Origin of the sequence: Aestuariispira insulae (assembly GCF_003385955.1) — a bacterium.
Lineage (GTDB): Bacteria > Pseudomonadota > Alphaproteobacteria > UBA8366 > Aestuariispiraceae > Aestuariispira > Aestuariispira insulae.
In genome coordinates this window covers 682,534-706,274 of the sequence record NZ_QRDW01000001.1, presented here as the reverse complement: position 1 = coordinate 706,274, position 23,741 = coordinate 682,534, and the positions used below count along the sequence as shown (strand labels likewise).

General features: G+C 53.9%; 23 protein-coding genes. 11 read left to right on the top strand and 12 right to left on the bottom strand.

The window, feature by feature from the left end:
• Positions 1-28: 28 nt before the first annotated feature.
• Both DFP90_RS03530 and DFP90_RS03525 read left to right on the top strand, forming a co-directional pair.
• A complete protein-coding gene (locus DFP90_RS03530) occupies positions 29-2,002 on the top strand; it encodes an ABC transporter substrate-binding protein (RefSeq protein ID WP_245956950.1) in 1,974 nt (657 codons plus the stop codon).
• A gap of 19 nt (positions 2,003-2,021) precedes the next feature.
• Entirely contained in the window at positions 2,022-4,268 is a 2,247-nt protein-coding gene (locus tag DFP90_RS03525; protein WP_115935011.1) for an ATP-binding protein, read from the top strand.
• Between the two features lie 131 nt (positions 4,269-4,399).
• Here the strand turns inward: DFP90_RS03525 and DFP90_RS03520 are convergent, their stop codons facing one another.
• Positions 4,400-5,701, bottom strand: coding sequence for a D-alanyl-D-alanine carboxypeptidase family protein (locus tag DFP90_RS03520; protein ID WP_115935010.1), 1,302 nt, complete (start codon positions 5,699-5,701; stop codon positions 4,400-4,402).
• Positions 5,702-5,979: 278 nt separating this feature from the next.
• Between DFP90_RS03520 and DFP90_RS03515 the strand changes: the two genes are divergently transcribed.
• The 3 genes from DFP90_RS03515 to DFP90_RS03505 all read left to right on the top strand — a co-directional run bounded on the left by DFP90_RS03515 (position 5,980) and on the right by DFP90_RS03505 (position 8,242).
• On the top strand, positions 5,980-6,696 hold the full coding sequence (locus DFP90_RS03515; RefSeq protein ID WP_115935009.1) for a hypothetical protein: 717 nt from the start codon (positions 5,980-5,982) through the stop codon (positions 6,694-6,696).
• Between the two features lie 201 nt (positions 6,697-6,897).
• Positions 6,898-7,395, top strand: coding sequence for a phasin family protein (locus DFP90_RS03510; RefSeq protein ID WP_181905169.1), 498 nt, complete (start codon positions 6,898-6,900; stop codon positions 7,393-7,395).
• Between the two features lie 244 nt (positions 7,396-7,639).
• On the top strand, positions 7,640-8,242 hold the full coding sequence (locus DFP90_RS03505; RefSeq protein ID WP_115935007.1) for a DUF1013 domain-containing protein: 603 nt from the start codon (positions 7,640-7,642) through the stop codon (positions 8,240-8,242).
• A 67-nt stretch (positions 8,243-8,309) separates the two neighbouring features.
• Here the strand turns inward: DFP90_RS03505 and DFP90_RS03500 are convergent, their stop codons facing one another.
• Positions 8,310-8,831 carry a PAS domain-containing protein gene (locus DFP90_RS03500; RefSeq protein WP_115935006.1) on the bottom strand — a complete coding sequence of 174 codons (522 nt, stop codon included), beginning with the start codon at positions 8,829-8,831 and terminating at the stop codon, positions 8,310-8,312.
• Between the two features lie 239 nt (positions 8,832-9,070).
• On the opposite strand from DFP90_RS03500, the gene DFP90_RS03495 reads away from it, so the two are divergent.
• The 4 genes from DFP90_RS03495 (at position 9,071) to DFP90_RS03480 (ending at position 13,140) form a co-directional block, all read left to right on the top strand.
• On the top strand, positions 9,071-10,081 hold the full coding sequence (locus DFP90_RS03495) for a cytochrome-c peroxidase (protein ID WP_181905168.1): 1,011 nt from the start codon (positions 9,071-9,073) through the stop codon (positions 10,079-10,081).
• Positions 10,078-10,539 (top strand): tetratricopeptide repeat protein, encoded by a 462-nt coding sequence (locus DFP90_RS03490; protein WP_115935004.1) that lies wholly within the window; start codon positions 10,078-10,080, stop codon positions 10,537-10,539. Before DFP90_RS03495 ends, DFP90_RS03490 begins: the two co-directional genes overlap by 4 nt.
• Positions 10,540-10,586: 47 nt before the next feature.
• Positions 10,587-12,281, top strand: coding sequence for an adenylate/guanylate cyclase domain-containing protein (locus tag DFP90_RS03485; RefSeq protein ID WP_115935003.1), 1,695 nt, complete (start codon positions 10,587-10,589; stop codon positions 12,279-12,281).
• Between the two features lie 79 nt (positions 12,282-12,360).
• Entirely contained in the window at positions 12,361-13,140 is a 780-nt protein-coding gene (locus DFP90_RS03480) for an SDR family oxidoreductase (RefSeq protein ID WP_115935002.1), read from the top strand.
• A gap of 12 nt (positions 13,141-13,152) precedes the next feature.
• Here the strand turns inward: DFP90_RS03480 and DFP90_RS03475 are convergent, their stop codons facing one another.
• The 9 genes from DFP90_RS03475 to DFP90_RS03435 form a co-directional block, all read right to left on the bottom strand.
• Positions 13,153-13,923, bottom strand: coding sequence for a substrate-binding periplasmic protein (locus DFP90_RS03475; protein ID WP_181905167.1), 771 nt, complete (start codon positions 13,921-13,923; stop codon positions 13,153-13,155).
• Positions 13,924-14,040: 117 nt separating this feature from the next.
• Positions 14,041-14,799, bottom strand: a complete 759-nt coding sequence (locus DFP90_RS03470; protein WP_115935000.1) for a substrate-binding periplasmic protein — start codon at positions 14,797-14,799, stop codon at positions 14,041-14,043.
• 89 nt (positions 14,800-14,888) lie between these two features.
• Entirely contained in the window at positions 14,889-15,953 is a 1,065-nt protein-coding gene (locus tag DFP90_RS03465; RefSeq protein WP_115934999.1) for an ABC transporter ATP-binding protein, read from the bottom strand.
• Position 15,954: 1 nt separating this feature from the next.
• On the bottom strand, positions 15,955-16,803 hold the full coding sequence (ugpE, locus tag DFP90_RS03460; protein ID WP_115934998.1) for a sn-glycerol-3-phosphate ABC transporter permease UgpE: 849 nt from the start codon (positions 16,801-16,803) through the stop codon (positions 15,955-15,957).
• Positions 16,804-16,806: 3 nt separating this feature from the next.
• A complete protein-coding gene (ugpA, locus tag DFP90_RS03455) occupies positions 16,807-17,688 on the bottom strand; it encodes a sn-glycerol-3-phosphate ABC transporter permease UgpA (RefSeq protein ID WP_115934997.1) in 882 nt (293 codons plus the stop codon).
• 100 nt (positions 17,689-17,788) lie between these two features.
• Positions 17,789-19,096: a sn-glycerol-3-phosphate ABC transporter substrate-binding protein UgpB gene (ugpB, locus tag DFP90_RS03450; RefSeq protein WP_115934996.1), complete on the bottom strand. Its 1,308-nt coding sequence runs from the start codon at positions 19,094-19,096 to the stop codon at positions 17,789-17,791.
• A 28-nt stretch (positions 19,097-19,124) separates the two neighbouring features.
• Positions 19,125-19,988, bottom strand: coding sequence for an HAD-IIB family hydrolase (locus DFP90_RS03445; RefSeq protein ID WP_181905166.1), 864 nt, complete (start codon positions 19,986-19,988; stop codon positions 19,125-19,127).
• On the bottom strand, positions 19,985-20,761 hold the full coding sequence (locus tag DFP90_RS03440; protein ID WP_115934995.1) for a DeoR/GlpR family DNA-binding transcription regulator: 777 nt from the start codon (positions 20,759-20,761) through the stop codon (positions 19,985-19,987). The genes DFP90_RS03445 and DFP90_RS03440 overlap by 4 nt, the downstream gene beginning before the upstream one ends.
• An 18-nt stretch (positions 20,762-20,779) precedes the next feature.
• Complete coding sequence (locus DFP90_RS03435) at positions 20,780-21,532, bottom strand: glycerophosphodiester phosphodiesterase family protein (protein WP_115934994.1); 753 nt, start codon at positions 21,530-21,532, stop codon at positions 20,780-20,782.
• 270 nt (positions 21,533-21,802) lie between these two features.
• On the opposite strand from DFP90_RS03435, the gene DFP90_RS03430 reads away from it, so the two are divergent.
• Together DFP90_RS03430 and DFP90_RS03425 are read left to right on the top strand one after the other, a co-directional pair.
• Entirely contained in the window at positions 21,803-22,819 is a 1,017-nt protein-coding gene (locus DFP90_RS03430) for a glycerophosphodiester phosphodiesterase (protein WP_115934993.1), read from the top strand.
• 82 nt (positions 22,820-22,901) lie between these two features.
• On the top strand, positions 22,902-23,342 hold the full coding sequence (locus tag DFP90_RS03425; RefSeq protein WP_181905165.1) for a response regulator: 441 nt from the start codon (positions 22,902-22,904) through the stop codon (positions 23,340-23,342).
• A gap of 20 nt (positions 23,343-23,362) precedes the next feature.
• On the opposite strand, the gene DFP90_RS03420 is transcribed toward DFP90_RS03425, so the two are convergent.
• Entirely contained in the window at positions 23,363-23,695 is a 333-nt protein-coding gene (locus tag DFP90_RS03420) for a hypothetical protein (protein WP_147300924.1), read from the bottom strand.
• Between the last annotated feature and the right edge of the window lie 46 nt (positions 23,696-23,741).

Below are 23,741 nucleotides of genomic sequence, written 5' to 3'. Positions count from 1 at the left end.
ACGGCGAAGCTTCAGGGAGAAGATAGAAATGTATATCCGGAGCTCCAATCGGCAGCCAAGAACGCAGACAAATTGCCTGGGGCATTTGTCTTTCACCTGGATGAATGCGGCGTTTATGGCGCTGGCACTATCAGCGATGATCATCTGCTCATCTTCTGTGGCCTGGGCCGGGATCTACCGCCAGGCGCCCATGCTGGAAGCCAAGGTGGCCGAGGGCAGTCTGCCAGATGTCGATGCCCGGCTGCCATCCAACCCGATGTTGGTACAGCCGGTTGAAGAGATCGGGAGATATGGCGGCAATTGGCGTATGGCAATGCGCCGGGGGCGCGACCATGCTTTGCTTATCCGGACTATTGGTTATGAGAATCTGGTGCGCTGGAACCCGGAATGGACCCAGGTCATTCCCAATCTTGCACAATCCTTCAATGTGAATGACAAGGCCACTGAATATACCTTTTCGCTGCGCCGCGGTCTGCGCTGGTCAGACGGGGAACCTTTTACCGCTGACGATATCATGTTCTGGTACGAGGACGTGCTGCAGAATGAGACCCTGTCAACTGACATGAATGCCTGGCGCATTTTCGGCGGCAAATATTTTGCTGTTCAGAAGGTGGATGATTTTACAGTGCGTTTTGTTTTCCAAGAGCCCCACGGTCTTTTCCTGGACAACATGGCTGCGCCAGAAGGTGCGGAACCGACCAGTTATCCTGCGCATTATCTGAAGAAATATCATATCAAATATAACCCTGATGCGGATAGCGAGGCCAAAGCCGCCGGCTTTGCAGACTGGCGTGAACAGTTTTTTGCCAAATTCGGCAAGCCCGGCACCATCGATGACCGCAGCCGCTGGCTGAATTCAGAACTGCCGGTGCTTTATGCCTGGACGTTGGACGGAGAATATACCAAAGACGAGCCTTTGGTGGCGGTGCGCAATCCCTATTATTGGAAGGTGGATACGGCGGGCCAGCAACTGCCTTATATCGATCAGATCACTTATGAGGTGGTTGAATCGAAGAAGGATGCCCGGCAGGTTGCCCGGGAAGGTCGTATCGACATGCAGGTTCGCCATATAGGTAATTTCGCAGCTGAGGTGGTGCAGGATGGTTCGAAATGGCCGCAGATCCGGACCTTTGAAGCGATCGACACAGATATGAATTCTGCGGTTATCTCCCTCAATCTCAACCATAAAGATCCCGTGTTGCGTGGATTGTTCCAGGATAAGGCTTTCCGGGTGGCACTGTCCGTGGCCATCAACAGGTCCGCCATCATCCGGCGGGTGCTGGATAACCGGGGAGAGCCGTACCAGGCGGGACCGCGTCCGGAATCGGCACTGTATAATGAAAAACTGGCCAAGCAATTTACGGAATATGATGTGGATAATGCTCGTGCCCTGCTGGACCGACTGGGCCTTGAAAAAGGGGCGGATGGCATTCGCAGGCGGCCGGACGGAAAGCCGCTATCCTTCTTCATCGACGCAGTTGGCGATGCCAGGGCGGCCATTGTAGAGGAAATCGCCCGATATTGGCAGGCGGTGGGCATTGATGTTACGCCCCGCCATCTCGACCGGAATGCGTTTTACGATAACCGGGAAGTGAATGAGCATGACGCCTCAATCTGGGGCGGTGATGGTGGTATCGCTGTGATGCAGTCGCCAATTTATTATTTCCCCTTCACCTATGAATCACTATTTGCGGTGAAATGGGCGCGCTGGTTCCAGGATCCCAACGACAGCCGTGGCGAAAAACCCCCTGCCAAGGTATTGCGGCAGATGACACTGTACAGGCAGCTTGTTGCCCAGGGCGAGCCTGATGTAAGATCTCAGCTTATGAGTGAGATTTTGGATATTGCAGCCGAGGAATTTTTGGTTTTCGGTATTAGCCTACCACCGGTACGCTATGGCATTTATCAGCAAAATGTGGGTAATGTACCGGCTGTGATGCCGGCGGCCTGGAGTTATCCAACTCCGGCGCCCACAAACCCGGCGCAATATTTCTTCCGTTAGGTCCGGGGCAGGAGGGTGGATGTCTGTCGAGACCAGGAGTAGTGACAGTACGGGCGACAGGTTGGATAGCATTGACGGCTCATTGAAAAACATGCTCAACGGTTTGGCGGTGAAGGTCGGGCTGGCGATAGTCTTGGCCGAAATCATCGTGCTGTCTGCCCTTGGCACCTATTACGTCAGTCATCTGAATAAAGAAATCGACAACGCGGCGGCCAGCAGGCTGCATGCGGTGGGCGCATTGTTACAAGAAGCGCATCTGAAATATTCCTCGGTCGCGGACCGCCAGGTGATGACCGAACTGGTCGGCGAAGAGTTGGAAGACGGCATGGTGATTGGCGCGACCGGGAATGTCTTTCATGCACTGGACCCGGCCAACCTGGGGCGGGCGGTTTCCCAGATTGAGGATCTCGACAGCCGCTGGTTTGCATCCGATCAGGTAGAGCAGCAGATCATCGCGACAGAGGATGAGTTGGGCAGCCATTTGATCGGTATTACACCGCTTTTCACGTTTGACAGCAATAAGCCCTTTCTGTTTGCCTATGTCCGTGTGAATACGCAAAAAAGCGTTCTTCAGAAGAATGAAGTTCGGGATCGGGTTCTCTATGGCTCTCTAATCTGTGTGATCCTGACAACCATTATCATCTTCATCAGTTTCAACAAACTGATCCTGCGCCGCATTCGCCGCACGGCCAGATTTGCCAGGCGTGTCCGGGACGGCGATTTCGGGGCGCGTTTGCGTCAGGTGAGCTCGGATGAACTGGGGGGGCTGGAAGGGGCGCTCAACAGCATGGCCATTGAGCTGGCGCGACAGAAACAGGAACGTGACCTGGCCAATGCCCGTTTGCGCGAGGCCAATGAAACGCTGGAAAACCGGGTGGAGGAACGCACCAAACAGCTGCGGGAGGCTATTGATCAGCTGGAACGCGAAGTCGAGGGGCATAAGTTGACGGGGAGGGCTTTCCGTCGTCAAAGCTCGATCGTGCGGCTGTTGCAGCGTATTACCGTTGCGGCAAACGAGTCTGCAACGGTGGATGATGCATTGCAGGTATGCTTGGATGCTGTCTGTAATCATTTTGGCTGGCCGATCGGGCATGTCTACCGGGTGCGTGAAGATGGATCGGGCGAATTGGAGTGTGCCGATATATGGCATCTCGAGGATGAGATCCAATTCAACCAGTTTAAAAAGGCCACCGAAAAGGACCGGGTTGTGCTGGGTGAAGGCTTGCCGGGGCGGGTCTTGCGGAGCGGCAGCCCGGTTTGGATCACCGGTGGCAACCGTGTCCAGACCCCGCGTGAAAAGGCAGCGGACGAATGTGGGTTGGCGGCGGGTTTTGCCTTCCCGGTAATGGTGGGCCGTGAGGTGGTCGCTGTTCTAGAGTTTTACACCACATCCAGCCGAAAACCCGAGAGCGATTTGTTTGAAATCATGCGGGATGTTGGTGTGCAGCTCGGTCGTGTCGTTGAACGTCGCCGTGCGGAAAAACGGTTGCAAAAGGCCATGGTTCGAGCAGATCGGGCAAGTCGTGCCAAATCCGAGTTCCTTTCCGCGCTATCTCATGAACTGCGTACCCCGATGAATGCTATTCTGGGTTTTGGCCAGCTGCTTTATTCCAGTGAGACGGAAAAATTATCCGAACGGCAGTCCGAGCAGGTGGGAACGATCTTGAAGGCTGGAACGCATATGATCCACCTGATTAACCAGGTCCTGGATCTGGCGAAGATTGAGGCGGGTCATTATTCCTTGAACACGGAATATGCGAGTATCAAGGATATCATCGATCAAAGCCTCGAATTTGTCCGTCCGATGGCAAAGGCGAATGAGGTTACACTGGAGCTGGATCTGGTCGGTACCACTGAGCGCACGGTTTATGTTGACCGTCCCGCATTGGTGCAATCGGTTCAGCATATCCTGTCCAATGCGATTTTATATGGCGGGAAAAATAAGTCTGTTGTCGTGAGTTGTCTGGAAACAGCCGGTGGCTGGATCCGGATCAGCGTCCGCGATGAAGGACCCGGGATCTCCGAGAGAGATCGTGAGAATGTCTTTAAGGCCTTTTACAGGCTCGATGAGACAAGGGGCAATGGTGAGGGCACCGGCATTGGCTTGAATATCACCCGCCGATTGGTGGAAATGATGGGCGGCACCATCGATTTTGTCAGTGAAATTGGTGCTGGCACCGAGTTCTTCATCGATCTTCCAGGCTTTGATCAAAGTGACGACACGATCATCGCCAACGATATCCAGGAGCCAGCTGAGCTGGGCTAAGGGACCATGCCATTCTTGATGGAATGGGTGTTGATTTCAGTCTTTGTGAAATTGTGGTACCAGCCAATATCACCCGAGAGAAACATCGGGGGCAGGCAGGCCGAAGACGGTTAGGGGGCAGATCCTCGCGTTCATTCAAAACGCATGGCGAGCCGGTCTGGATGTTCAAGCACCAACGGCAGGCAAGCCAGCTTGGCCTGGATCACCACATTGCAGGCATGGCGGGCCTGGGGTTCGGTAAAGCCCACGAGACGTGCTTTATAGAGTCCCTGCTTCTGTTTCTCGGCCCGCTCCTTGGCGATAACGATTTGGATATTGCTGGCAATGTCACGCACCTGGACCGCGGCTTTTCTCGCTGCCTGTTGGGCGCGGAATTTCTGAGTGAATGCACCGACTTGAATGCCCCAGGAAACAAGGTTGTTTGCCCCTTTTTCCGGTGAAGGATCTTCTGTGGTTGGAAGCCGGGGAGATGTCACGGCGGCAACAGAATTCTCGCCGATGATAGCTGCGGTTTCGGAAGAGGCGCTTGTTGCGATCTGTTCAAAGGGATTTTCTTTGGCCGGTTCGCCATTCAGGGCAATGGGCAATTCACCATTTACCAAGGTCGGCCGGATCGCGGGGCGGATGCTGGCGATCAAAATTTTCCGGAAAGCCTTATTCATCAGCTTTTTCATATGGGCATTGCGGCTTTTGCCGGTACGACCACCAAAGACCACACCGACAACCCGACGGCCATTACGTTCCACAGAAGCAACAAGGTTGAAGCCACTGGCATTGATGAATCCGGTCTTGATGCCATCGGTGCCGTCATAGGATTTCAGGAGTTTATTATGATTATAGTATTTCCGGCCCTGATAAGAGAATTTCCAGGTATTGAAATACCGGTAATATTGCGGGAAGTCCTCTCGGATCTTCATGCCCAGGATCGCCATGTCGCGGGCGGTTGACATCTGTCCCCGGTTGGGCAGGCCTGACGCATTTTTGAAGGTAGTGTTGGTCATGCCCAGGGCCCTGGCACGGGCGGTCATGCGCCGGGCAAATTCCTTTTCACTGCCCGCCAGTCCCTCCGCCACGACAATGGCAACGTCATTTGCCGATTTGGTGACGAGGGCAAGAATGGCATCTTCCACTTTGATCCGGTCGCCTTTGCGAAGGTTGAGTTTCGACGGGCGCGCGCGGGTGGCGGCACGGGAAACGGGAAGCTTCTGATGGAGGCGAAGCCGCTTGTTTTCCAGGGCCTCGAATACCATGTAAAGGGTCATGATTTTGGTGAGGGAGGCAGGATAATTGCGGGTGTCTTCATTTACCGCATGATAGATCTCACCGCTGTCGGCGTCGATCACAAATGACGCATATTTTGCCAAGGCAACACCAGGCAAGGAAATAAGCAGAATCAATAATGCGGTAATAATTCGAAGTTGAATCTTTCGCATGCCTAAATAATAACCCTGAATACCTTAAATAAAGCCTTAACCGACCAAAACATGGAATCGAAGCCGATTCTAAAGGATTTCATCTGGAAGGTCTAACGAAAATCCGATGATTCAGGCTCATTTCATGTGCGGATTCTTCTATGCAAGTTCAGGACCAAAAAATGCCATATTGACCGGATAGGCAATAAGTCCCATTTCTTTGTCTGTCCCTTCCATATGAAGACTTGATCCATCGTTATGAAGTGATGAGGCTGCAAATTCCAAAAGGGGTGAAAAAAATGCACTTGCGTATATTGGCTGCCATTTCTGTTGCCGGGGCACTGTTGTCCGGCTGTGCCAGCGATGGTGAGGTCGGCAATATTTTCCAAAGAAAGACCACCTGGACGGATTTTGTCAGTGGGGGTGACATCAAAGCGGCCTGTGTTCCAGGTGCGGCCAACCGTTACCGTGCGGTCTATAATGCCAATCGGGCAGATCAGGTCCGTATTTATGATGTTGCCACCAATGCGGGGGGCGGGGTGTTGCGCACCCGTGTATTGGAGCATGCGATCAGCCAGAATTCCACCATCTGGCCGTTGGAAAAAAACACTTTGTTGGATCCCTCTGACAATAGCACGCCTTTGCCGGTGGCAGATGTCGCTCAGATCGAGAAGCTTTTTGCAACTGATGGCCTGGCTGCGCCGGCGCCGGTTGGCCGCCGTCTGTTTTCGGGGAGCTATTTTTGGTTGGTTTCCGGATGTGTGAATGGCCAGTTCCATTTCAATGCCTGGGAATATCCCGATGACAGTTTTAAGGGGCTTAACTTCCCCAACATGCTGTTTGCCCGGGATGATGATCCGGTCAAGATCGTTTTCCCACGTGGGGATGAAAGAATAACTGAGCTGAATTTGCGTGATGTGAATTTTGAACGGTCCGGTTTCAATCATTATGATTTCATCGTGCAGTCGGATGGGGTTTCCATGGGGGCGAGTTACCGCAACCGGGACAAGTTCTAACAAATTGAATTAGCGGAGTATTGTGCGTTGCAAAAGATAATTTGTTGCGATGCACAATATTTTTCTTGCAATTGTAATCTAGATTCCACATATTACGGATATAGAGTTTAGTTGCAGTGCACAAATGCACGTGCGGCCGACGTTGAGCCCAGTTGAGGCCCCGGCCGATTAGAAATTGTCTTTCATACCGGAGTTATGGAAATGACCACCGCTAAAGCGAAAAGTGACAACGCTGTTAAAGCCGGCGTTAAGCAAGTTGAAGAAGTTGTTGCCAACGGTAAAGAGACCGTTGCCAAAGCTGTTGCCGTGACCAAAGAACAGGTTGAAAAAGCATCTGACGCCACCTTGAAAGGTTATGATGACTTTGCGGCTCTGAACAAAGAAAACATGAATGCAATCGTTGAATCCGCGAATGTTTTCTCCAAAGGTTTTGAAGAGTTGGGCAAAGCTTATTTTGCTTTTGCTCAGACCGCCGTTGAATCTTCCGTTGAAGCCAGCAAGTCGCTGATGGCTGCTAAAACCGTTACCGAAGTTGTCGACCTGCAGGTTGACATGGTTCGCAATAATGTGGATGCGGTTGTTGCAGAAGGTACCAAACTTTCTGAAATGTCCTTCAAACTGGCGAATGAAACCATTCAGCCGCTGCAGGACCGTTTCAATGCGAATATCGAGAAAGCGCTCAAGCCGGCTGCTGCCTGATTGATTGCCGCCTTCATCGATGGCTGCGCGGGGCTCCCTTTTGGGGGCCCCGTATTATTTTTGGCGAATACCAGCGATTCCTGAGGCTTTGAAGGATTGGGAGTTTCGGTATTTTCCTTTGCCGCCCCTGCTGGCCCATGTTATAAACCGTTCAATCCCGACAAATTAGTCGTATTCCCGTGCCGCGGACGGCGCGGTCTACAGCTATGGGAATGACATGTTTTATTGATCGAAGGAATTTGGGATGACCAAACTTCTAATGCCCAAAGCCACCGCAGTATGGCTGATTGACAATACCACCCTGACCTTCAAGCAGATTGGTGCTTTTGTCGGCCTGCATAGCCTCGAGATCCAGGCGCTGGCGGATGCGGAAGTCGCACCGGGCATGCAAGGCATGGATCCGGTCCAGAATGGCCAGCTGACGACCGAGGAAATCAAACGCTGTGAAGCCGATGCGACCGCAATGCTCAAGATGGCAAAAAGTGACATCCCGCAGCCAGTTGTCCGTCACAAGGGACCGCGTTATACGCCGGTTTCCAAACGTGCGGACAAGCCCGATGGCATTGCCTGGCTGATCAAACATCATCCGGAGCTGAATGATTCCCAGATCAGCCGGCTGATCGGCACGACCAAGCCGACTATTGTCGCGATCCGGGATAAAACGCATTGGAACACTGAAAACCTGCGTCCGCGCTCGCCTGTTGAGCTGGGCCTGTGTTCCCAGCAGGATCTTTCCACTGAAATTCAAAAAGCGATCAAGGCCGGCCGTCAGCCGCTTGAAGAACCTGTGGTGGAAGAGGAAGTCAAAGAAACCATGCAGGAACCGACCTGGGAAGGTCTTTCCTGATCTGGCATTGTTGCCTGATGGTATATTCTAAGAAAACCCGCCGAAACCGGCGGGTTTTTTGTTTGTATCACGGTGAGCGGCGCCCGGCCTTATGCATAACCGCCTTCATCGCGGGATCTCCCTTGGCCAGTTCAAAGACGCTGAAAACGGTTTCCGGTTCGCCCTCCAGCGTGGCTAGCGGGCATAGAAGCCTTGCATAGCTGACCCTTTGACCATCTTGGCGAAGATAGTTGGAGATGCCGAAAACGGCCTTTTTGCTGTCCAATGCCTGGATGTGAACCCCGACGGCTGCGCGGGTGCTTTCGGAATCAAGGATTTCGCTGAACCAGCGCCCGGAGGCGTTGCCGCCAAGGCCGGTAAACTGTTCAGCCACAGTACCCAGCATCCTGATTCGTCCATCTTCCCGGTCCCGATGCAGCTCGGAAATCATCTGATGGCCCAGAATATCTGGAAACTCAGTCGGATCCAGATCTCGGCGGGAAGGAAGCTTGCCGGCTTTGGACACAAAATTGCTGAACCAACTGGCCGTAGCTGAAATGCGGGCAAAACGATCTTTGCCCGGAATTTCATGTGCAGATCTAATGATCAAGGTAACATACTCTCTAAGACGGCCTCATAAGCTTCCGCAAACAGGCATTAAACGATCATAAGACAGCGGGGGCTGCATCCTCAAAGATATATGGCGAACCAGCAATTGATATGCCATATGCGGAATAAAGAGTGCGATCATACTGTTAGGGAAAAGAGCGGATTTGGTTCCAGGACAATTTGTAAAATTCATCGACATCGGCTTCAATTGTCATCATGCAGGGCGGGAAACCGGAAAATATGGTTATTAGGCGGTTCGTTCTGGCAGCAGCTGCAGTATTTATCGGCTTATTCGCCATTCCGGCGGTCTTGATGGCACAGGAGCTGTCAACGGTGTTTGCGCGGCCCCAGTTTGATCCGGTTTCGGCCTTCAATCCCGCCAGCGCGGATAAAATCCTGTTAGGCAGGCACCTGTTCTTCGATCCGCGCTTGTCGGCGAGAAATGATATGGCATGCGCTTCCTGCCATCAGCCGGAGTATTTTTGGGCAGACCCGAAGGGAGTGTCATCCGGATCAGATGGCAGGCCGAGACCCAGGCGAACGCCGAGCTTGCTGGATGTGGGCTGGCAGCGGTCGCTGACCTGGGATGGCCGGGTGGACACCCTTGAGGGGTTTGTCTTACAGCCCGTCGCTCATCCCAAGGAGATGGCGCAGGATCTGGATTTGCTGGTTGATGAACTTATGGAAGTGCCTGGCTATCAAAGGCTGTTTGAACGCGCCTTCCCCGACGAAGGAGTAAGCCTCGGCGGTATCAGCCTTTCGATAGCGGCTTTCCTGCGCACCCTTCGTACCGGGCCAAGCGCGTTTGACCGGTGGATTGCAGGGGATGCTGACGCCATATCGAAAGAGGCCGAACAGGGATTTTATCTTTTCACCGGACGCGCCGCTTGTTCACATTGTCATTCCGGGTGGCGGTTCAGCGATGGCGGGTTTCATAATATCGGCACCGCCAAGGGGAATCCCGGGCGGGGGCGGTATGATCGCAATGACCCGCTAATGGTAGGCGCTTTCAGAACGCCCGGCCTGCGTAATGTGGCCGAGCGGAGTTCCTTCATGCACGACGGTGCATTTACCAGTCTTGAACAGGTGCTGGACCATTATGATTGCCAATGCGGCATGGCGGAAAAACAATCCTGGCAGGTAGCGCTGGATCGGAATGACAAGTTGAAATTACTCGCGTTTTTGAAGACACTGAGCGACGACCAACCGGTTGGCGACCCAATTCCGATAGAAGGACAGCCCATTCCATGACCAAGACTGTAATCCTTGCCGCGTTTCTGTCTCTGGCTTTGGCCGGCCCGGCGACGGCTGCCATGACGCCGGATGGCAAGATGATCCCGGTGCCGGAATATGACCAGGCCGAAGTTTTTGTCAAAGCGGGCGCGTTCGAAAAGGCAATGCCCCTGTTGCTCGAAACGCTTAGGCGCTATCCGACCCATGCCAGCGCCTGGAATCTTCTAGGGTTCATGGCGCGCAAGGATGGTGATGTTGAAAAAGCAGCCAGCTATTATGAACGCGCCCTCAAAGTGAACCCCGCCCATCTCGGTGCGCTGAACTATCAGGGGCATCTCTATATGGAAACCGGTCAGCCGGAAAAGGCACGGGCCAATTTGGATCTGTTGGGCAAAGCATGTGCGGTGAAATGTCCGGAATTTCTGCAATTGAAAGAGCGGATTGAAAGCGGCCTTTCCGGAAAATATGCGGATTGATTGGCTGGTCAGGCACCAGATCCCGGGTCAGGCAGGCGGAGTGACGGATGGTGACGGATTGGGATTTCAAGCAGCTCACTAACCGCCGTTTCTGGCATCTTTCCGCCGGGTTGGTGATGTTTTTCTATGTCACCTGTCATTTAATCAATCATGCCGCGGGCGTTGTTTCGGTGGATAGCGCCAATCTGGCGGAAGAATATCTGATCGAACTCTGGACAACGATTGGTGGCATTCTCCTGCTGAGTGCGGCGGTGCTGTTCCATTTGGGGTCGGCATTGTGGGTCACCTTCATTCGCCGCAGCCTGCGCATGCCGCTTTGGCAATGGAGCCAGCTGTTGCTGGGCCTCTTGATACCGGCACTCTTGATTGAACATGCCATGGCAACCGCCGGGGTGCGGCTCCAATATGGCATGGATCCGGATTATCGATATGTCCTGGCGATTTTCTTTCATTTTGCCCCTGAAAAACTGATTGGGCAGCTGAGTTTGCTTGTGGTGGCCTGGGGGCATGGATGTATCGGGCTTCATCATTGGCTTAAAATCCGGGACTGGTATCCCCGTATTCAGGCCCATCTTTATGCCCTATGCCTCATCATTCCGACCGCGGCGATTGCCGGTGTCATCTCAGCCGGTTTCGAAGTGCGTGCCCTGGTCCAGGATCCGATCTGGTCCTTTGATATGCTCCAGGAAATTGCCTATCCGGGCGGGGAGGCGGATCTCTTCGTTGCCCGTATGCGGGACTATTGGCTGTGGGGATATGCTTTGCTGATCCTGTTGGTCTTTGCAGGACGCTATATGCGTATCGCCCTTTATACCAGACGCAAGGGGGTACGGGTGACCTATCCCAGCGGCCGCCGGGTGCTGGTGCCGCCGGGTGCAACCCTGCTGGAAACCAGCCGGGCCGGGGGGATTCCCCATGCTTCGGTCTGTGGGGGGCGGGGACGCTGTTCCACCTGTCGTGTCCTGATCCTGGCTGGGGCGGATCAAGCCCTTGCCCCGCCTGATCCGCTTGAGGAAAAGGTGTTGGCGAATTTGAATATGCCGGAAAATGTCCGACTGGCCTGCCGGGTGCGGCCAACAGGGGATTTGCGCTGTGAACCCTTGTTGCCGGCTGACGTGACGGCGCGGGACGCCCTTTCCGGCGGGCGCTACAGGCTTGGCCAAGAGCTGGATATCGCGGTGATGTTTGCAGACTTGCGTGGATTTACCAAATTATCGGAAAGCAAGCTTCCCTTTGATGTGGTGTTTCTGTTGAACCAATATTTCAGGTTCATGGGAACCGCCATTGAGGATGCGGGCGGGCGGGTCGACAAATTCATTGGTGACGGAATCATGGCGCTGTTCGGCATAGATGGCGACCCGATGGCTGGTAAGCGGTCAGCCTTGATTGCGGCGCGGCAAATGGCGGCCCAGCTGGAAATTTTGAATGAGCGGCTGAAAAATGAACTGGGTCAGCCTTTGAAGTTGGTGATGGGCGTGCATTCGGGACCGGCCATTGTCGGCACTATGGGGCATGGCCAGGCAACGCAGGTGACGGCGATCGGGGATACGGTCAATACGGCGGCACGGTTGGAATCCCTGGCTAAGGAACATGATGTTCAGTTGATGGTATCCGACCGCGTCGGAAGGGATGTCGGCATTGACCTTGGCATTTTCCCGGCGGTTGAAATGGCCGTGCGCGGGCGCAAGGAACCATTGCAGGTGCATCCCATACGTTCTGCCGGGGAATTACCGGAGCTATAGTTGGGCGCGCGGGTTCAAATCAGCCCGATGAATACCTATCTAAACAAATAATATTGTTGATCTGGGAGACTGTCAGAAAATGGATATGGGTATTGCCGGAAAATGGGCGATTGTTTGTGCCTCGTCAAAAGGGCTGGGCAAGGCTTGTGCGCGCGCGCTGGCGGAGGAGGGGGTCAATCTTGTGATCAATGGCCGGACGCGTGAGCCCCTGGCGCAAACCGCAAAGGAAATAGTGGAGGCAACAGGTGTGGAGGTCAAGGCCGTTGCCTGTGACGTCACCACGGAGGAAGGGCGTGCTGAACTGTTGGCCGCCTGTTCTGCACCGGACATTCTGGTGAATAACGCGGGCGGTCCGCCGCCGGGCAATTTCCGGGACTGGGACCAGGAAGATTGGCACAAGGCGGTGGATGCCAACATGCTGGCACCGATTTTCCTGATTAAGGCGGTGGTGGACGGGATGATTGATCGCGGCTTTGGCCGGATCGTCAATATCACCTCGGCGGCGGTGAAATCCCCGATTCCGATCCTGGGACTGTCCAACGGTGCCCGGGCCGGTTTGACCGGCTTTGTGGCCGGGCTCTCGCGGGAGACAGCGGCCCATAATGTGACGATCAATAACCTGCTGCCAGGACCTTTTGAGACGGACCGCCTTGCATCCAACATTCAGGCCGCAGCGGATAAAAAGGGTGTTGATTTTGAAACCGAAAAAGCCACCCGCATGCAAAACAACCCGTGTAGGCGGTTTGGCAATCCTGAGGAATTTGGTGCCGCTTGCGCTTTCCTATGTTCTCGTCAGAGCGGTTATATGACGGGACAAAATATTCTGTTAGACGGTGGTGGTTTTAACAGCACGTTGTAAAACAGGGTGCGGTCAGCCGGCGGGCACGGCCGGGATTTCAAATCCATAATGGGTGAGGATATCCCGGTATTGCGCGCCGCGCATGAATTCTTTGAGTGCGATTGTGAATTGCCGCGCCAGGTCGGCGCTGTGATCCTTAGCCTTGGAAAATGCGATATAATCGGGCGCATAATCGATTTTTGGTTCAAGGAACCTGAGGTTGCCCGCGATTTTCATTTTGCGCGCCAGCGACAGCATGACGGGTTTATTGCCAACGGCTATATCAATCTTACCACGGATGAGGGTTGCCAGCAGGGTTCGGGTGGAATTCAGCTGCGTCTTGTTTAATTGATCATTTGCGCTGTAAGCCTCTCCGTGCCAATAGCCAGTCACATTACCAAATTGAGCGTCCTTGAGGTTATTCAGCTTGCCATCAAACTGAAGAGTGCTGTCCGTGGTGACCACCAGGGAACTGGACTCATAAAGATGGGGTATTTCCACATAGAGTGCATGTTCCGCGCGTTCGTCTGTTTTGAAATAAAGAATTACCATGTCGATCCGGCCTGTGGCCAAATTATGCTGGACCCGTTTCCAGGGAAATCGCTGAAACGTCAGGGTGTGTCCCAGCGCAGTGGCCAGATTTTGCGCAATCTCGGCAGCAGCACCCTTGAACATGCCTTCTTCTTCAAAATAGAAGGGGCTGTAATCAGTTTCGCTGACACCGACGACCAGCTCCTTGCCCCAGGTTGGTGTCATGGGCACCAACAGCAACAACAACAGATATAATGCCAGCAATCGCTTCATAGGGAACAGCCTTCCTAATCGGTCTGCCGGAACGGCAGTCAACTGCATTCATCAGGAAATTAGCATATTACTGGTTAATGCTTGGTTATCCGAGGGTATTTGCTTCAGCCTCCCGGTTCAATTTGTCAGCGTGGTGGAAAAACCGTGGCGTTCCAAAATCGCTTCATAACGGCCATCATCACGGATCTGTTTCAGTCCCCGGTTAAATTCGGACCGGATCTTTTCATGATCCCGGGTTTTTCGGGAAAGAGCCAAATGCAGGTCGGCCTTCAAGATCGCCTTGGGCAGAAAATCGATCATAGTGGCATAGTCTGGGGGGAACTGGGTTTTCAGGATATGGGTCGTGACCATACGGTCACCGACGAATAAATCCAGTTGCTGGCGCTCCAGTTCCTTGATGCCCTGTGAGAAGCCGCGCAATGGGCGAACTGTCAGACCTTCATCTTCCAACAAACCGATGATGCTGGCGCCGCGATGGGTGCCGATGCTGTATGGGCCAAGGTCGGAAAGATGGACATAATCTATCGGGCGGTCGCGCAGCTTGAACAGGACGGAAACCTCCTGGCCGACCGGATTGGTGAAAACCGCCCATTCTTCCCGTTCCGGGTTGCGGTTGGCCATGTAAAGGCCGTCCATTTTGCCGATCCGTGTCAATTCCACGGCCCGGGCCCAGGGCATGATGTGAAGCTCGGGCCGATAGCCCTGTTCATTCAGGACAAGTGATGCAACCTCCCATGCCCAGCCTTTTTCCGGCAATTCGGCACCAATGTAAGGGGCAAATTCCGCGGCCGTGATGCGCACAACCGTTCCTTCCGCTTGGGCAGGAAAAGCCGAACAGAGAAAACAAAGACAGAAGAGGATGATGCGCCTAATCATATACTCACCTAAATTTTCATAGGATTATATCGGATAAAGATTAAAGAAATGCGTGCATTCCAGTTTGAGCGCATCATCCCCTTTTTGTATCAGCGCAGACGCTTGCCGTGATCCGCATCAAACAGATAAAGCCTGTCCGGCCGGACGGTCAGCGAGATTTGCTGGCCGTTTTCTAGCGGGGGACTGTCGGGCAGGCGCACCACCACATCTTCGTCGACTCCGTGTAGACGGCCATGAACCAATGTTTCGGAGCCCAGCGGCTCAACGACATCAACCTCAAAGGCCAATCCTTGTTCATTCTCGGCGGCAAGGTCAAAATGTTCTGGCCGGATGCCAAGGGCGGCCTTGCCATTATGGGTGAGATGCCCAGGGCGCGGGAGACTTAACGCCTGGCCAAGGCTGATCTTGTCGCCGGAGAGGTCAGCAGGGATGAAATTCATGGAAGGCGAGCCAATGAAACCGGCCACAAACTGGCTGGCCGGATCATTATAGATTTCCATCGGTGTGCCGATCTGTTCCGCGACACCGCCATTCAGAACGATCAGGCGGTCGGCCATGGTCATGGCCTCAACCTGGTCATGGGTGACATAAAGACTGGTGACATTCAGGCGTTTTTGAAGCTTGCGGATCTCCAGGCGCATTTGCACACGCAGCTTGGCATCCAGGTTTGAAAGTGGCTCGTCGAACAGGAAGACCGCCGGCTCGCGCACGATGGCGCGGCCCATGGCAACGCGCTGGCGCTGGCCGCCGGAAAGCTGGCGCGGTTTGCGTTCCAGATATTCCTCCAACTGCAACAATTTGGCGGCTTCACGCACTCGCTTCTCTATCTCGCCGCGTGCGATCTTCTTGATCTTGAGCCCATAGGCCATGTTTTCAAACACCGACATATGCGGATAGAGCGCATAATTCTGGAATACCATGGCGATATCACGGTCTTTGGGTTCCAGGCGATTGACCAGTTTGCCCTTGATCAACATTTCGCCGCCGGTGATTTCCTCTAACCCGGCCACCATGCGCAAAAGCGTGGATTTGCCACAGCCGCTGGGGCCGACAATAACGATAAATTCACCATGCTCGATATTCATATCAATGCCATGGATGACCTGGGTCTCGCCATAGGCTTTGGTGACATTGGAAATCTGAACTTCAGCCATCTTATTTCTCCGTTTCCGTCAGGCCTTTGACGAACAGTTTTTGCATGCCCAGAACAACCAGCGCCGGCGGCAGCATGGCCATCAGGGCCGTCATCATAATGAGATGCCAGTCCGGCGCCTGTTCAGCGGCCTCCAGCATTTGGGTGATACCCATGACCACCGTGTACATGTCCCGGTCGGTTGTGATCAGCAGCGGCCAGAGATATTGGTTCCAGCCATAAATGAAGAGGATCACAAAGAGCGCCGCGATATTGGTGCGCGACATGGGCAGGAGGATGTCAAAGAAGAACCGCATGGGCGATGCGCCATCAATCCTGGCCGCTTCCAGCATTTCATCCGGGATGGTCAGGAAGGTCTGGCGGAACATGAAAGTTGCGGTTGCGGAGGCAATCAGAGGGACCGAGAGGCCCCAATAGCTGTCCAACAGCCCCAGATTGGCGACCACTTCAAAGGTTGGGATGATACGGACCTCGACCGGCAACATCAGGGTGATGAAGATCATCCAGAAAAAGAACATCCGGAAGCGGAATTTGAAATAGACGATCGCAAAGGCCGAAAGCAGCGAGATGGCGATCTTTCCGAATGCGATCATGATCGCCATGATCAGGGAATTGAACAACATCATGCCCACGGGTGGGCTGCCTGATCCCTCCAGCCCCTGAAACAGAACCAGTTTCAGGTTCGTGAAGAACTGGTCGCCAGGCAGCAGAGGCAGGGGCACCTGGGTCATGCGCACCGCTTCATGGCTGGATGCCACAAAAGTGATCCAAAGCGGGAACGCCACAACAGCAACCCCGAGAACCAGAACCAGATGGGAAAAGAACAGCGAGACAGGCCGGTTTTCAATCATGGATCAATACTCCACCTTCTTTTCCACATAGCGGAACTGAATAACCGTCAGGCCGATCACAATCCCCATCAAAATGACAGATTGTGCCGCCGACCCGCCAAGGTCCAGACCGACAAAACCGTCATTAAACACTTTGTAAACCAGGATTTCCGTCGCCTTGGCCGGGCCACCTTGGGTGACGGAATGGATGATGCCGAAGGTTTCAAAAAACGCATAAACCACATTGATCACCAACAGGAAGAATGTCGTGGGAGAGATCAGCGGCAGGATGATGGTCCAAAACCGTTTGGCGGGACCTGCACCATCAATGGCGGCGGCCTCGATCAGGGATTTCGGGATGGACTGCATGGCGGCCAGGAAGAACAGGAAATTATAGCTGATCTGCTTCCAGGCGGCGGCAACCACCACCAGGGTCATGGCTTCACCGCCATTGAGCTTATGGTTCCAGTCATACCCCAGGAAACCCAGCGCATAGGTCATGATGCCGAGGGTTGGGTCAAAGATGAAGACCCAGAGTGCCCCCGCGATGGCCGGTGCCACTGCATAGGGCCAGATCAAAAGGGTTTGATAGGCGGTTTTGCCTTTGATCACGCGATCTGCCATGGCGGCCATGACCAGGGAAAGTCCCATGGAAAGGCCTGCAACCAGCACGGAGAAGACAATGGTCTTCAAAAAAGAGTCTAAATAGTAGGGGTCTTCCGACAATTCGGCAAAATTCTCGAACCAGACGAATTCCGTGCTCATGCCGAAGGCGTCTTCAACCAGAAAGGACTGATAGACCGCCTGACCGGCCGGCCAGATGAAGAAAATCAGCGTCACGGCAATCTGTGGCGCCACCAGCAGGAAGGGCAAAAGAGAGCCCCGGTAATGTACCCGTTTCAGCATGGCAATCCTGCAATAGAAACTAAAGAATGGGAAAACGAAGAGAGGCCGGCCGCCCGGATGGATCGAGGCGACCGGCCCAGTTACTGGGAATTAGCGAGACTTACATGTTCGCTTTTTCAAATTTCCGCAGCAGCTTGTTACCACGCTCAACCGCTTCATCCATGGCGGCATCGGCAGATTTGGAACCGTTCCAGACGGCTTCCAGCTCTTCATTAATGATGTCGCGGATCTGGACGAAGTTGCCGTAGCGCAGACCGGAGGAGTTTTTGGTCGGTGCGTTCAGGCTCAGCTGTTTGATGGCGGTGTCGGTGCCCGGGTTGCTCTCGTAGAAACCCTGTTTCTGGGACAGTTCATGCGCGGCTTTGGTGATCGGCACATAACCGGTTTCCTGATGCCACCAGGCCTGGACTTCCGGGGAAGACAGGTAGGTCATGAATTTGGCCACACCTTTATAATCTTCCTGGTCATGGCCTTTGAGAGTCCACAAGGTGGCGCCGCCGATGATGGAGTTTTGCGGACCATCAACGACATCTTCGTAATAAGGCAGCATGGATTGGCCGAAGTTAAACTTCGCCTGTTCCTTGATGGAGCCGTAATAGGCAGAGCTGTTCATCCACATGGCGCATTCACCATTGGTGAATTTCGGCAGGGAGTCACCGCGTCGACCGGCATATTGGAACAGGCCTTCTTTCTGCCATGCGCCCAGGTTTGCGATATGACGCTTGACGGTGTCGTTGTTGAAGGTCAGCTCGGTGTCGAACCCGTCGAAACCATTGGATTTGGTGCCGGTCGGCATATTGTGCCAGGCGGTGAAGTTTTCAATCATCACCCAGGACTGCCAGCCAAAAGAAAAGCCGCATTTCTCGCCGCTGGCCAGAACCTTCTTGGATGCATCTTCCATTTCGGTCCAGGTGGTCGGAATCTTGGTGACGCCAGCCTTGTCCAGCATGTCTTTGTTATACCAAAGCACCGGGGTAGAGCTGTTGAACGGCATGGACAGCAATTTGCCATTTGAGGCGGTGTAATAGCTGATTACGGCCGGCAGATAGCTGTTTGAATCAAACGGCTCGCCCACATCATTCATCAGCTGTTCGATCGGGTAGACAGCGCCTTCAGCGGCCATCATGGTGGCGGTGCCGACTTCAAAAACCTGGACGATATGCGGCTGCTTCTTGGCACGGAAGGCAGCGACAGCGGCGGTCATCGTCTCGGAATAATTGCCTTTGTAGGCAGGAACGACTTCAAACTCATCCTGGCTGGCGTTGAAATCGGCGGCGATCTTATTCACCCGCTCACCATTGGCGCCACCCATGGCATGCCACCACTGAATTTCGGTTGCGGCCAGGGCCGCGGTGGAGGTCATGGTGACTGAAAGGCCAAGAGCCCCTGCGATCAATTTCGTTTTCATTTCTCTCTCCGTTATCGATAGTCTTGGTTTAACTTACTGAATTACCTGCTCTTTTGGCGGGTTTACCGATTGAATTTTTTATTGATTCCCCTCCCTCTTGTTCTGTTTGCGCGGTCAATAGCGCGTCTGCCATTTCGACAAAACCCAACCCGCTTTCGGCCTCGGTCACAAAGGCCGGATGATGGGACAGGCTGTTCCAATGAGGCCTGATGTTGGCCATGCCGACACTGTTTGGAAAAAACGCGAACATCGGTTCGTCATTGGGGGCATCACCCGCATAGAGAACCATCTCGTGCATGGCCTGTTCTTGCAGGCCAAACTTATCACCCAGTAATTTTCTGGCGGCTTTTGCCTTGTTGAAATCGCCGATCCAGGCATTGATGTGAATGGAGCTGGCCTTGGCATTGATGCCGGCGCGCCGGAAGGCACCCAAAGCAAAATCCACTTCTTCCTGGGGGGCGCGGCTGACATCCTGGTTATAATCGATCGCGACATCCGCCAGTCGGAAGGACTGGTCTTTGGCCAACTGCAGGGATGGGCATTGTGCGAGGATTTCGAAAGCGGTTTCCAGGATCTTGCCCTGGTTGGCGCTTTGCGTCTCTTCTTCCTGCCAGCGGTGGTAAATCAGACGGTTTCCGGCATCTTTGGTGATGTGAAAAGCACCATTCTCCCCAATCACCGCAGCCACCGGCCAGGTCCGCGCAATCTGATCGCACCAACCGGCACAGCCGCCGGTTACGGGGACAATCTGAATGCCAGCGCCATGGAGCCTGTGAAGGGCCTGAAAGGTTTCCGGCAGCAACTTGCCGCCGGTCGTGATCGTGTCATCGACATCGGTTAGCAGATAGCGGATTTTTCGGGCTGCCTCCGACGGCAGAGCAAGCGTGGTCACGATATGTCCTCCGCGCCGGTTTCTACGATGGCGAGACCGGGCCTGCGCAAGAGAGACAGGTCCTGTTCCCGCGGCAAATTATCGGTGTAGAAAGCATCGATCTGTTCAAAGCCACCAACCTTCACCATGGCGGGCCGTCCCCATTTGGTGCTGTCACATAGCAAGATCCGGTGGCGGGCATTTGCCAGGATGGATCGGGTGACATTGGCTTCCTCTTCCTGGAAATCCAGCATGCCGTAATCCGTTTCCAGGCCACCGGCGCCGATCAGGCCGATATCGACCCGGAAACGCTCGAAAAATTCTGTGGTTTCCTGTCCGACCAGATCCCGGTCGTTATGGCGCAAGCGTCCGCCGGAAACCTGGACATCAATGTCACTGTCCGCACAAAGAATGGCTGCAACATTCAAATTGTTGGTCTTGACCTTTAAGCCGGGTTTTCCCAGTAGTTCCTTGGCGACAAATTCCACGGTGGTGCCGATGCCCATAAAAAGAGAGGCGCCATCGGGAATATCCGCGACAGCCCGTTTGGCAATTACCTGTTTGGCATTGGCATTCAATGTTTGGCGGGCGAAAAAAGACAGGTTTTGTGAACTGGAAGACCGGCTTATACCGCCATGAACCCGCCGGGCCAGGCCATGCTCGCACAAACCGTTGATATCCTTGCGGATGGTTTGTGTGGAAACACGGTAATGGTCGGCAAGATTGTCGATTGCCAGGAAACCCTGGTCCCGGACCCAATTCAGTATGTCGTTTTGTCTGTCGTTCAATTGCATGGGAAAGACTCTGTTTGCTCAGGCCAGGGCAGGTGCACTGGCATGTGCCTGGCGGAATGCCAAAGGATCATCGGTGATCACGGCATCAATGCCCAAGTCCCAGAATTTGGAAACGGCCTCCGGGTCATTAGGGGTAAAGATATAAAGGGCGAGGCCGGCATCCTTAACCGCGGCCACATCGGCAGCATTCAGGCATTTATGGTCGGCATGGATGCTGTAGGCATTGATCTCCTGAGAGAGTTCCTGCCAGCCAGGTTCCAGGGCATGCATCAAAAGGCCGATACGCACATCAGGATCCATATCGCGGACCATGCGCAAGCCATCCCAATGAAAGCTTGAAATCAACAGCCGTTCCGGGTTGCTCCAGTTGTTCCGAAGACACTCCATCATACGGGGAACAAGGTCCGCGGCTTCATTTGCGTGGATCTTGAATTCGAGATTCACAGAAAGACCCAGGGCATCAACTTCCCGTAACGCAGGGGCCAGAAGGGGAAAGGTCTCACCGGTAAATTCCGGGCCAAACCAGCCGCCATTATCCAGTTTGGCTATGTCATTAAGCGTCATATCCGCTAATTGGCCGCTGCCGTTGCTGCATCGGTCGACGCTGGGATCATGGCAGATGATCAGTTGTTTATCGGCCAGAAGGGAAATATCGGTTTCGATCCATTTGATGCCGTTGGAAGCGGCCTGACGGAAGCTTGCCATGGTATTTTCCGGCGCGGTTGCCGCGCCGCCCCGATGCGCAATGATGCCTTCCTCAATGGCGGCCATGATCAAAATTCCCTTCCCATGATCGGCAAAACGATAAGTTTCAAATGAACTTTATAGGTTTCAAATTTGAAACTCAATAGTTTCGGTTTTATGTCTTTTTTTGCGACGATGTTGCTATTCAACTGAAGTATGAGTCGCAGTATTGCAGCGATTTATGACGAAATTGTTTCATGATGGTGAAGTTTCATATGAAAAGGTCAATTTCCGTATATTATCGAAAATGAAGCAGTTATACCTTTCAAGTGAAACTAACGCGGGAGGGTGGACTTGATGCGACTGGGACGGTTTTGGGTGGGTGGTTGGCTGTTTGGTGCCATTTTTTTGGTGATGGGAGTCGCCACCCCGCATGTAGGGGGGGCGGATGGCACTCATGTCTTTGATCTGCAGGGACATCGCGGGGCCCGTGGGCTTGTGCCGGAAAACAGCCTGCCCGGGTTTGAAAAAGCGCTCGCCATCGGGGTGGATACATTGGAAATGGATTTGGTCATGACAGCCGATGATGTGCTGGTGGTGCATCATGACCGTCGGCTGGACCCGGACCGGACTCGTTTAGCGGGCGAATGGCTGGCCGGTGAGGGGATGTTGATCCGGGATCTGACCCTGAATCAATTGGCTGCCTATGAAATCGGTTATCTCAGGCCCGGTAGCCGGGTTCGGGATCGTTTCCCAAATCAACAGGGTCTTGAGGCGGTCTCCATCCCCAGCTTGCAGCAAGTGATCAGCATGGCAGAAAAGAGAAGCCAGGGCCGTATCCGGTATAATATAGAGATCAAACATTCGCCTCTTTCTCCCACAGAGACGGTGAACCCCACGAAGGTGGTTCGTGCTCTGATACAGGTGATCCGATCTAATGCGCTTGAAGAACGCGCCGCCATTCAGTCCTTTGATTGGGGCGTGCTGGACCTGGTCGCCGAAAAAGCCCCGGACCTGTCACGGGTTTATCTCACGGCAGAGCGAAAATGGCTGGATAATCTGGGGCGCGGGCCGGACGGGACAAATGCCTGGCTTGGCGAGCGGGTGCCCGACTGGTCCCGCTCATCGGTGCCGCGGGCAATTCATGAACGTGGCGGTATGGTTTGGTCTCCCTTCCATGGGGACTTGACCGATGAGGCCTTGAAAGAAGCGCATCAATTAGGGCTTCTTGTGGTGGTTTGGACTGTGAATGATCCAGATGACATGCGTGATCTGGTCTTGCGTGGTGTGGACGGTATCATAACGGATTATCCGGACCGGCTGAGGGCTGTGCTGGCGGCGCAGTCCCGCACGCTGCCGCAGGCTTTTCCCTGAAGGCGGATTTGACAAGGCTGCCTCTATGCGCTGTTCCGGGAGGATGATAGCATGAATGGGCTTCTCTTTCTCAGGATGTGGAATGATGCCTTCATCGTCTTTTCATGTATTGGTGACGGGAATACGCTGGCGGGAGCGTAAATATCATTGGCTGCGTCTCATGACCCTCGGCTGTGGCCGGGTGACCTTTGAGACGGATGCCAAAACGGCGTTGCATTTCTTGCAGTCCCATGTGCTCTCGATGTTGATCGTGGATTTGGACCGTCCGGAGCTGGGTGGGGCGCTTCTCTTACGGGAATTGGCCGATAGGCCGCCGGAAAACGACCTGCCGATAATTATCGGCCTGGTGACGCCGGGGCGGTTTTCACACCAGGAACTACAGGAATTTCAACAGGTGGACCGATTTCTGGAAAAGCCGATTTGGTATGACAGCCTGAAAGGGGCGATGGAGGAATTGTTATCGCTCAAGCTCACCTACCGGGATATGCCGGCAACGCATTCCCTGCCGGACGATCAGGAATGATCGGGCCCCGTCGGACAGTTTCAGTTGGTGATGTCAAAATTTTTCAGAAATTCCGCCAGGGGATCCTTCTGGTCGCTCAGGCGGGGGCCTGGGATGACAGATCCGTCACCGGTCTGGTTGATGTAGCCGGACATCTCCAGTCTCAGAACAGCCTCTTCATATTCGATATTATCCAGATCGAAGCGCTGGATAACCTCAACCGGGTCGGTGCTACGTTCTTCATGGTCCCTGTTATGCAGGACCATCGCGGCAATTTTCACATCATTCAACAGCATCCCATGGAGATGCTGTAAATGATCAAAAAATGGCGACTCATGTATCAAGGCACCAATCTCACGATAGGTATGCGGCATGATTTCCATCCTTCACCCTGAGTTGTGCCTATCATATCACAAAAAC

Coding starts and splice junctions, on each gene's coding strand:
- DFP90_RS03530 (WP_245956950.1), top strand. CDS start 29: ATGTATATCCGGAGCTCCAATCGGCAGCCAAGAACGCAGACAAATTGC.
- DFP90_RS03525 (WP_115935011.1), top strand. CDS start 2,022: ATGTCTGTCGAGACCAGGAGTAGTGACAGTACGGGCGACAGGTTGGAT.
- DFP90_RS03520 (WP_115935010.1), bottom strand. CDS start 5,701: ATGCGAAAGATTCAACTTCGAATTATTACCGCATTATTGATTCTGCTT.
- DFP90_RS03515 (WP_115935009.1), top strand. CDS start 5,980: ATGCACTTGCGTATATTGGCTGCCATTTCTGTTGCCGGGGCACTGTTG.
- DFP90_RS03510 (WP_181905169.1), top strand. CDS start 6,898: ATGACCACCGCTAAAGCGAAAAGTGACAACGCTGTTAAAGCCGGCGTT.
- DFP90_RS03505 (WP_115935007.1), top strand. CDS start 7,640: ATGACCAAACTTCTAATGCCCAAAGCCACCGCAGTATGGCTGATTGAC.
- DFP90_RS03495 (WP_181905168.1), top strand. CDS start 9,071: ATGGTTATTAGGCGGTTCGTTCTGGCAGCAGCTGCAGTATTTATCGGC.
- DFP90_RS03490 (WP_115935004.1), top strand. CDS start 10,078: ATGACCAAGACTGTAATCCTTGCCGCGTTTCTGTCTCTGGCTTTGGCC.
- DFP90_RS03485 (WP_115935003.1), top strand. CDS start 10,587: ATGGTGACGGATTGGGATTTCAAGCAGCTCACTAACCGCCGTTTCTGG.
- DFP90_RS03480 (WP_115935002.1), top strand. CDS start 12,361: ATGGATATGGGTATTGCCGGAAAATGGGCGATTGTTTGTGCCTCGTCA.
- DFP90_RS03475 (WP_181905167.1), bottom strand. CDS start 13,923: ATGAAGCGATTGCTGGCATTATATCTGTTGTTGTTGCTGTTGGTGCCC.
- DFP90_RS03470 (WP_115935000.1), bottom strand. CDS start 14,799: ATGATTAGGCGCATCATCCTCTTCTGTCTTTGTTTTCTCTGTTCGGCT.
- DFP90_RS03465 (WP_115934999.1), bottom strand. CDS start 15,953: ATGGCTGAAGTTCAGATTTCCAATGTCACCAAAGCCTATGGCGAGACC.
- ugpE (WP_115934998.1), bottom strand. CDS start 16,803: ATGATTGAAAACCGGCCTGTCTCGCTGTTCTTTTCCCATCTGGTTCTG.
- ugpA (WP_115934997.1), bottom strand. CDS start 17,688: ATGCTGAAACGGGTACATTACCGGGGCTCTCTTTTGCCCTTCCTGCTG.
- ugpB (WP_115934996.1), bottom strand. CDS start 19,096: ATGAAAACGAAATTGATCGCAGGGGCTCTTGGCCTTTCAGTCACCATG.
- DFP90_RS03440 (WP_115934995.1), bottom strand. CDS start 20,761: ATGCAATTGAACGACAGACAAAACGACATACTGAATTGGGTCCGGGAC.
- DFP90_RS03435 (WP_115934994.1), bottom strand. CDS start 21,532: ATGGCCGCCATTGAGGAAGGCATCATTGCGCATCGGGGCGGCGCGGCA.
- DFP90_RS03430 (WP_115934993.1), top strand. CDS start 21,803: ATGCGACTGGGACGGTTTTGGGTGGGTGGTTGGCTGTTTGGTGCCATT.
- DFP90_RS03425 (WP_181905165.1), top strand. CDS start 22,902: ATGATGCCTTCATCGTCTTTTCATGTATTGGTGACGGGAATACGCTGG.
- DFP90_RS03420 (WP_147300924.1), bottom strand. CDS start 23,695: ATGCCGCATACCTATCGTGAGATTGGTGCCTTGATACATGAGTCGCCA.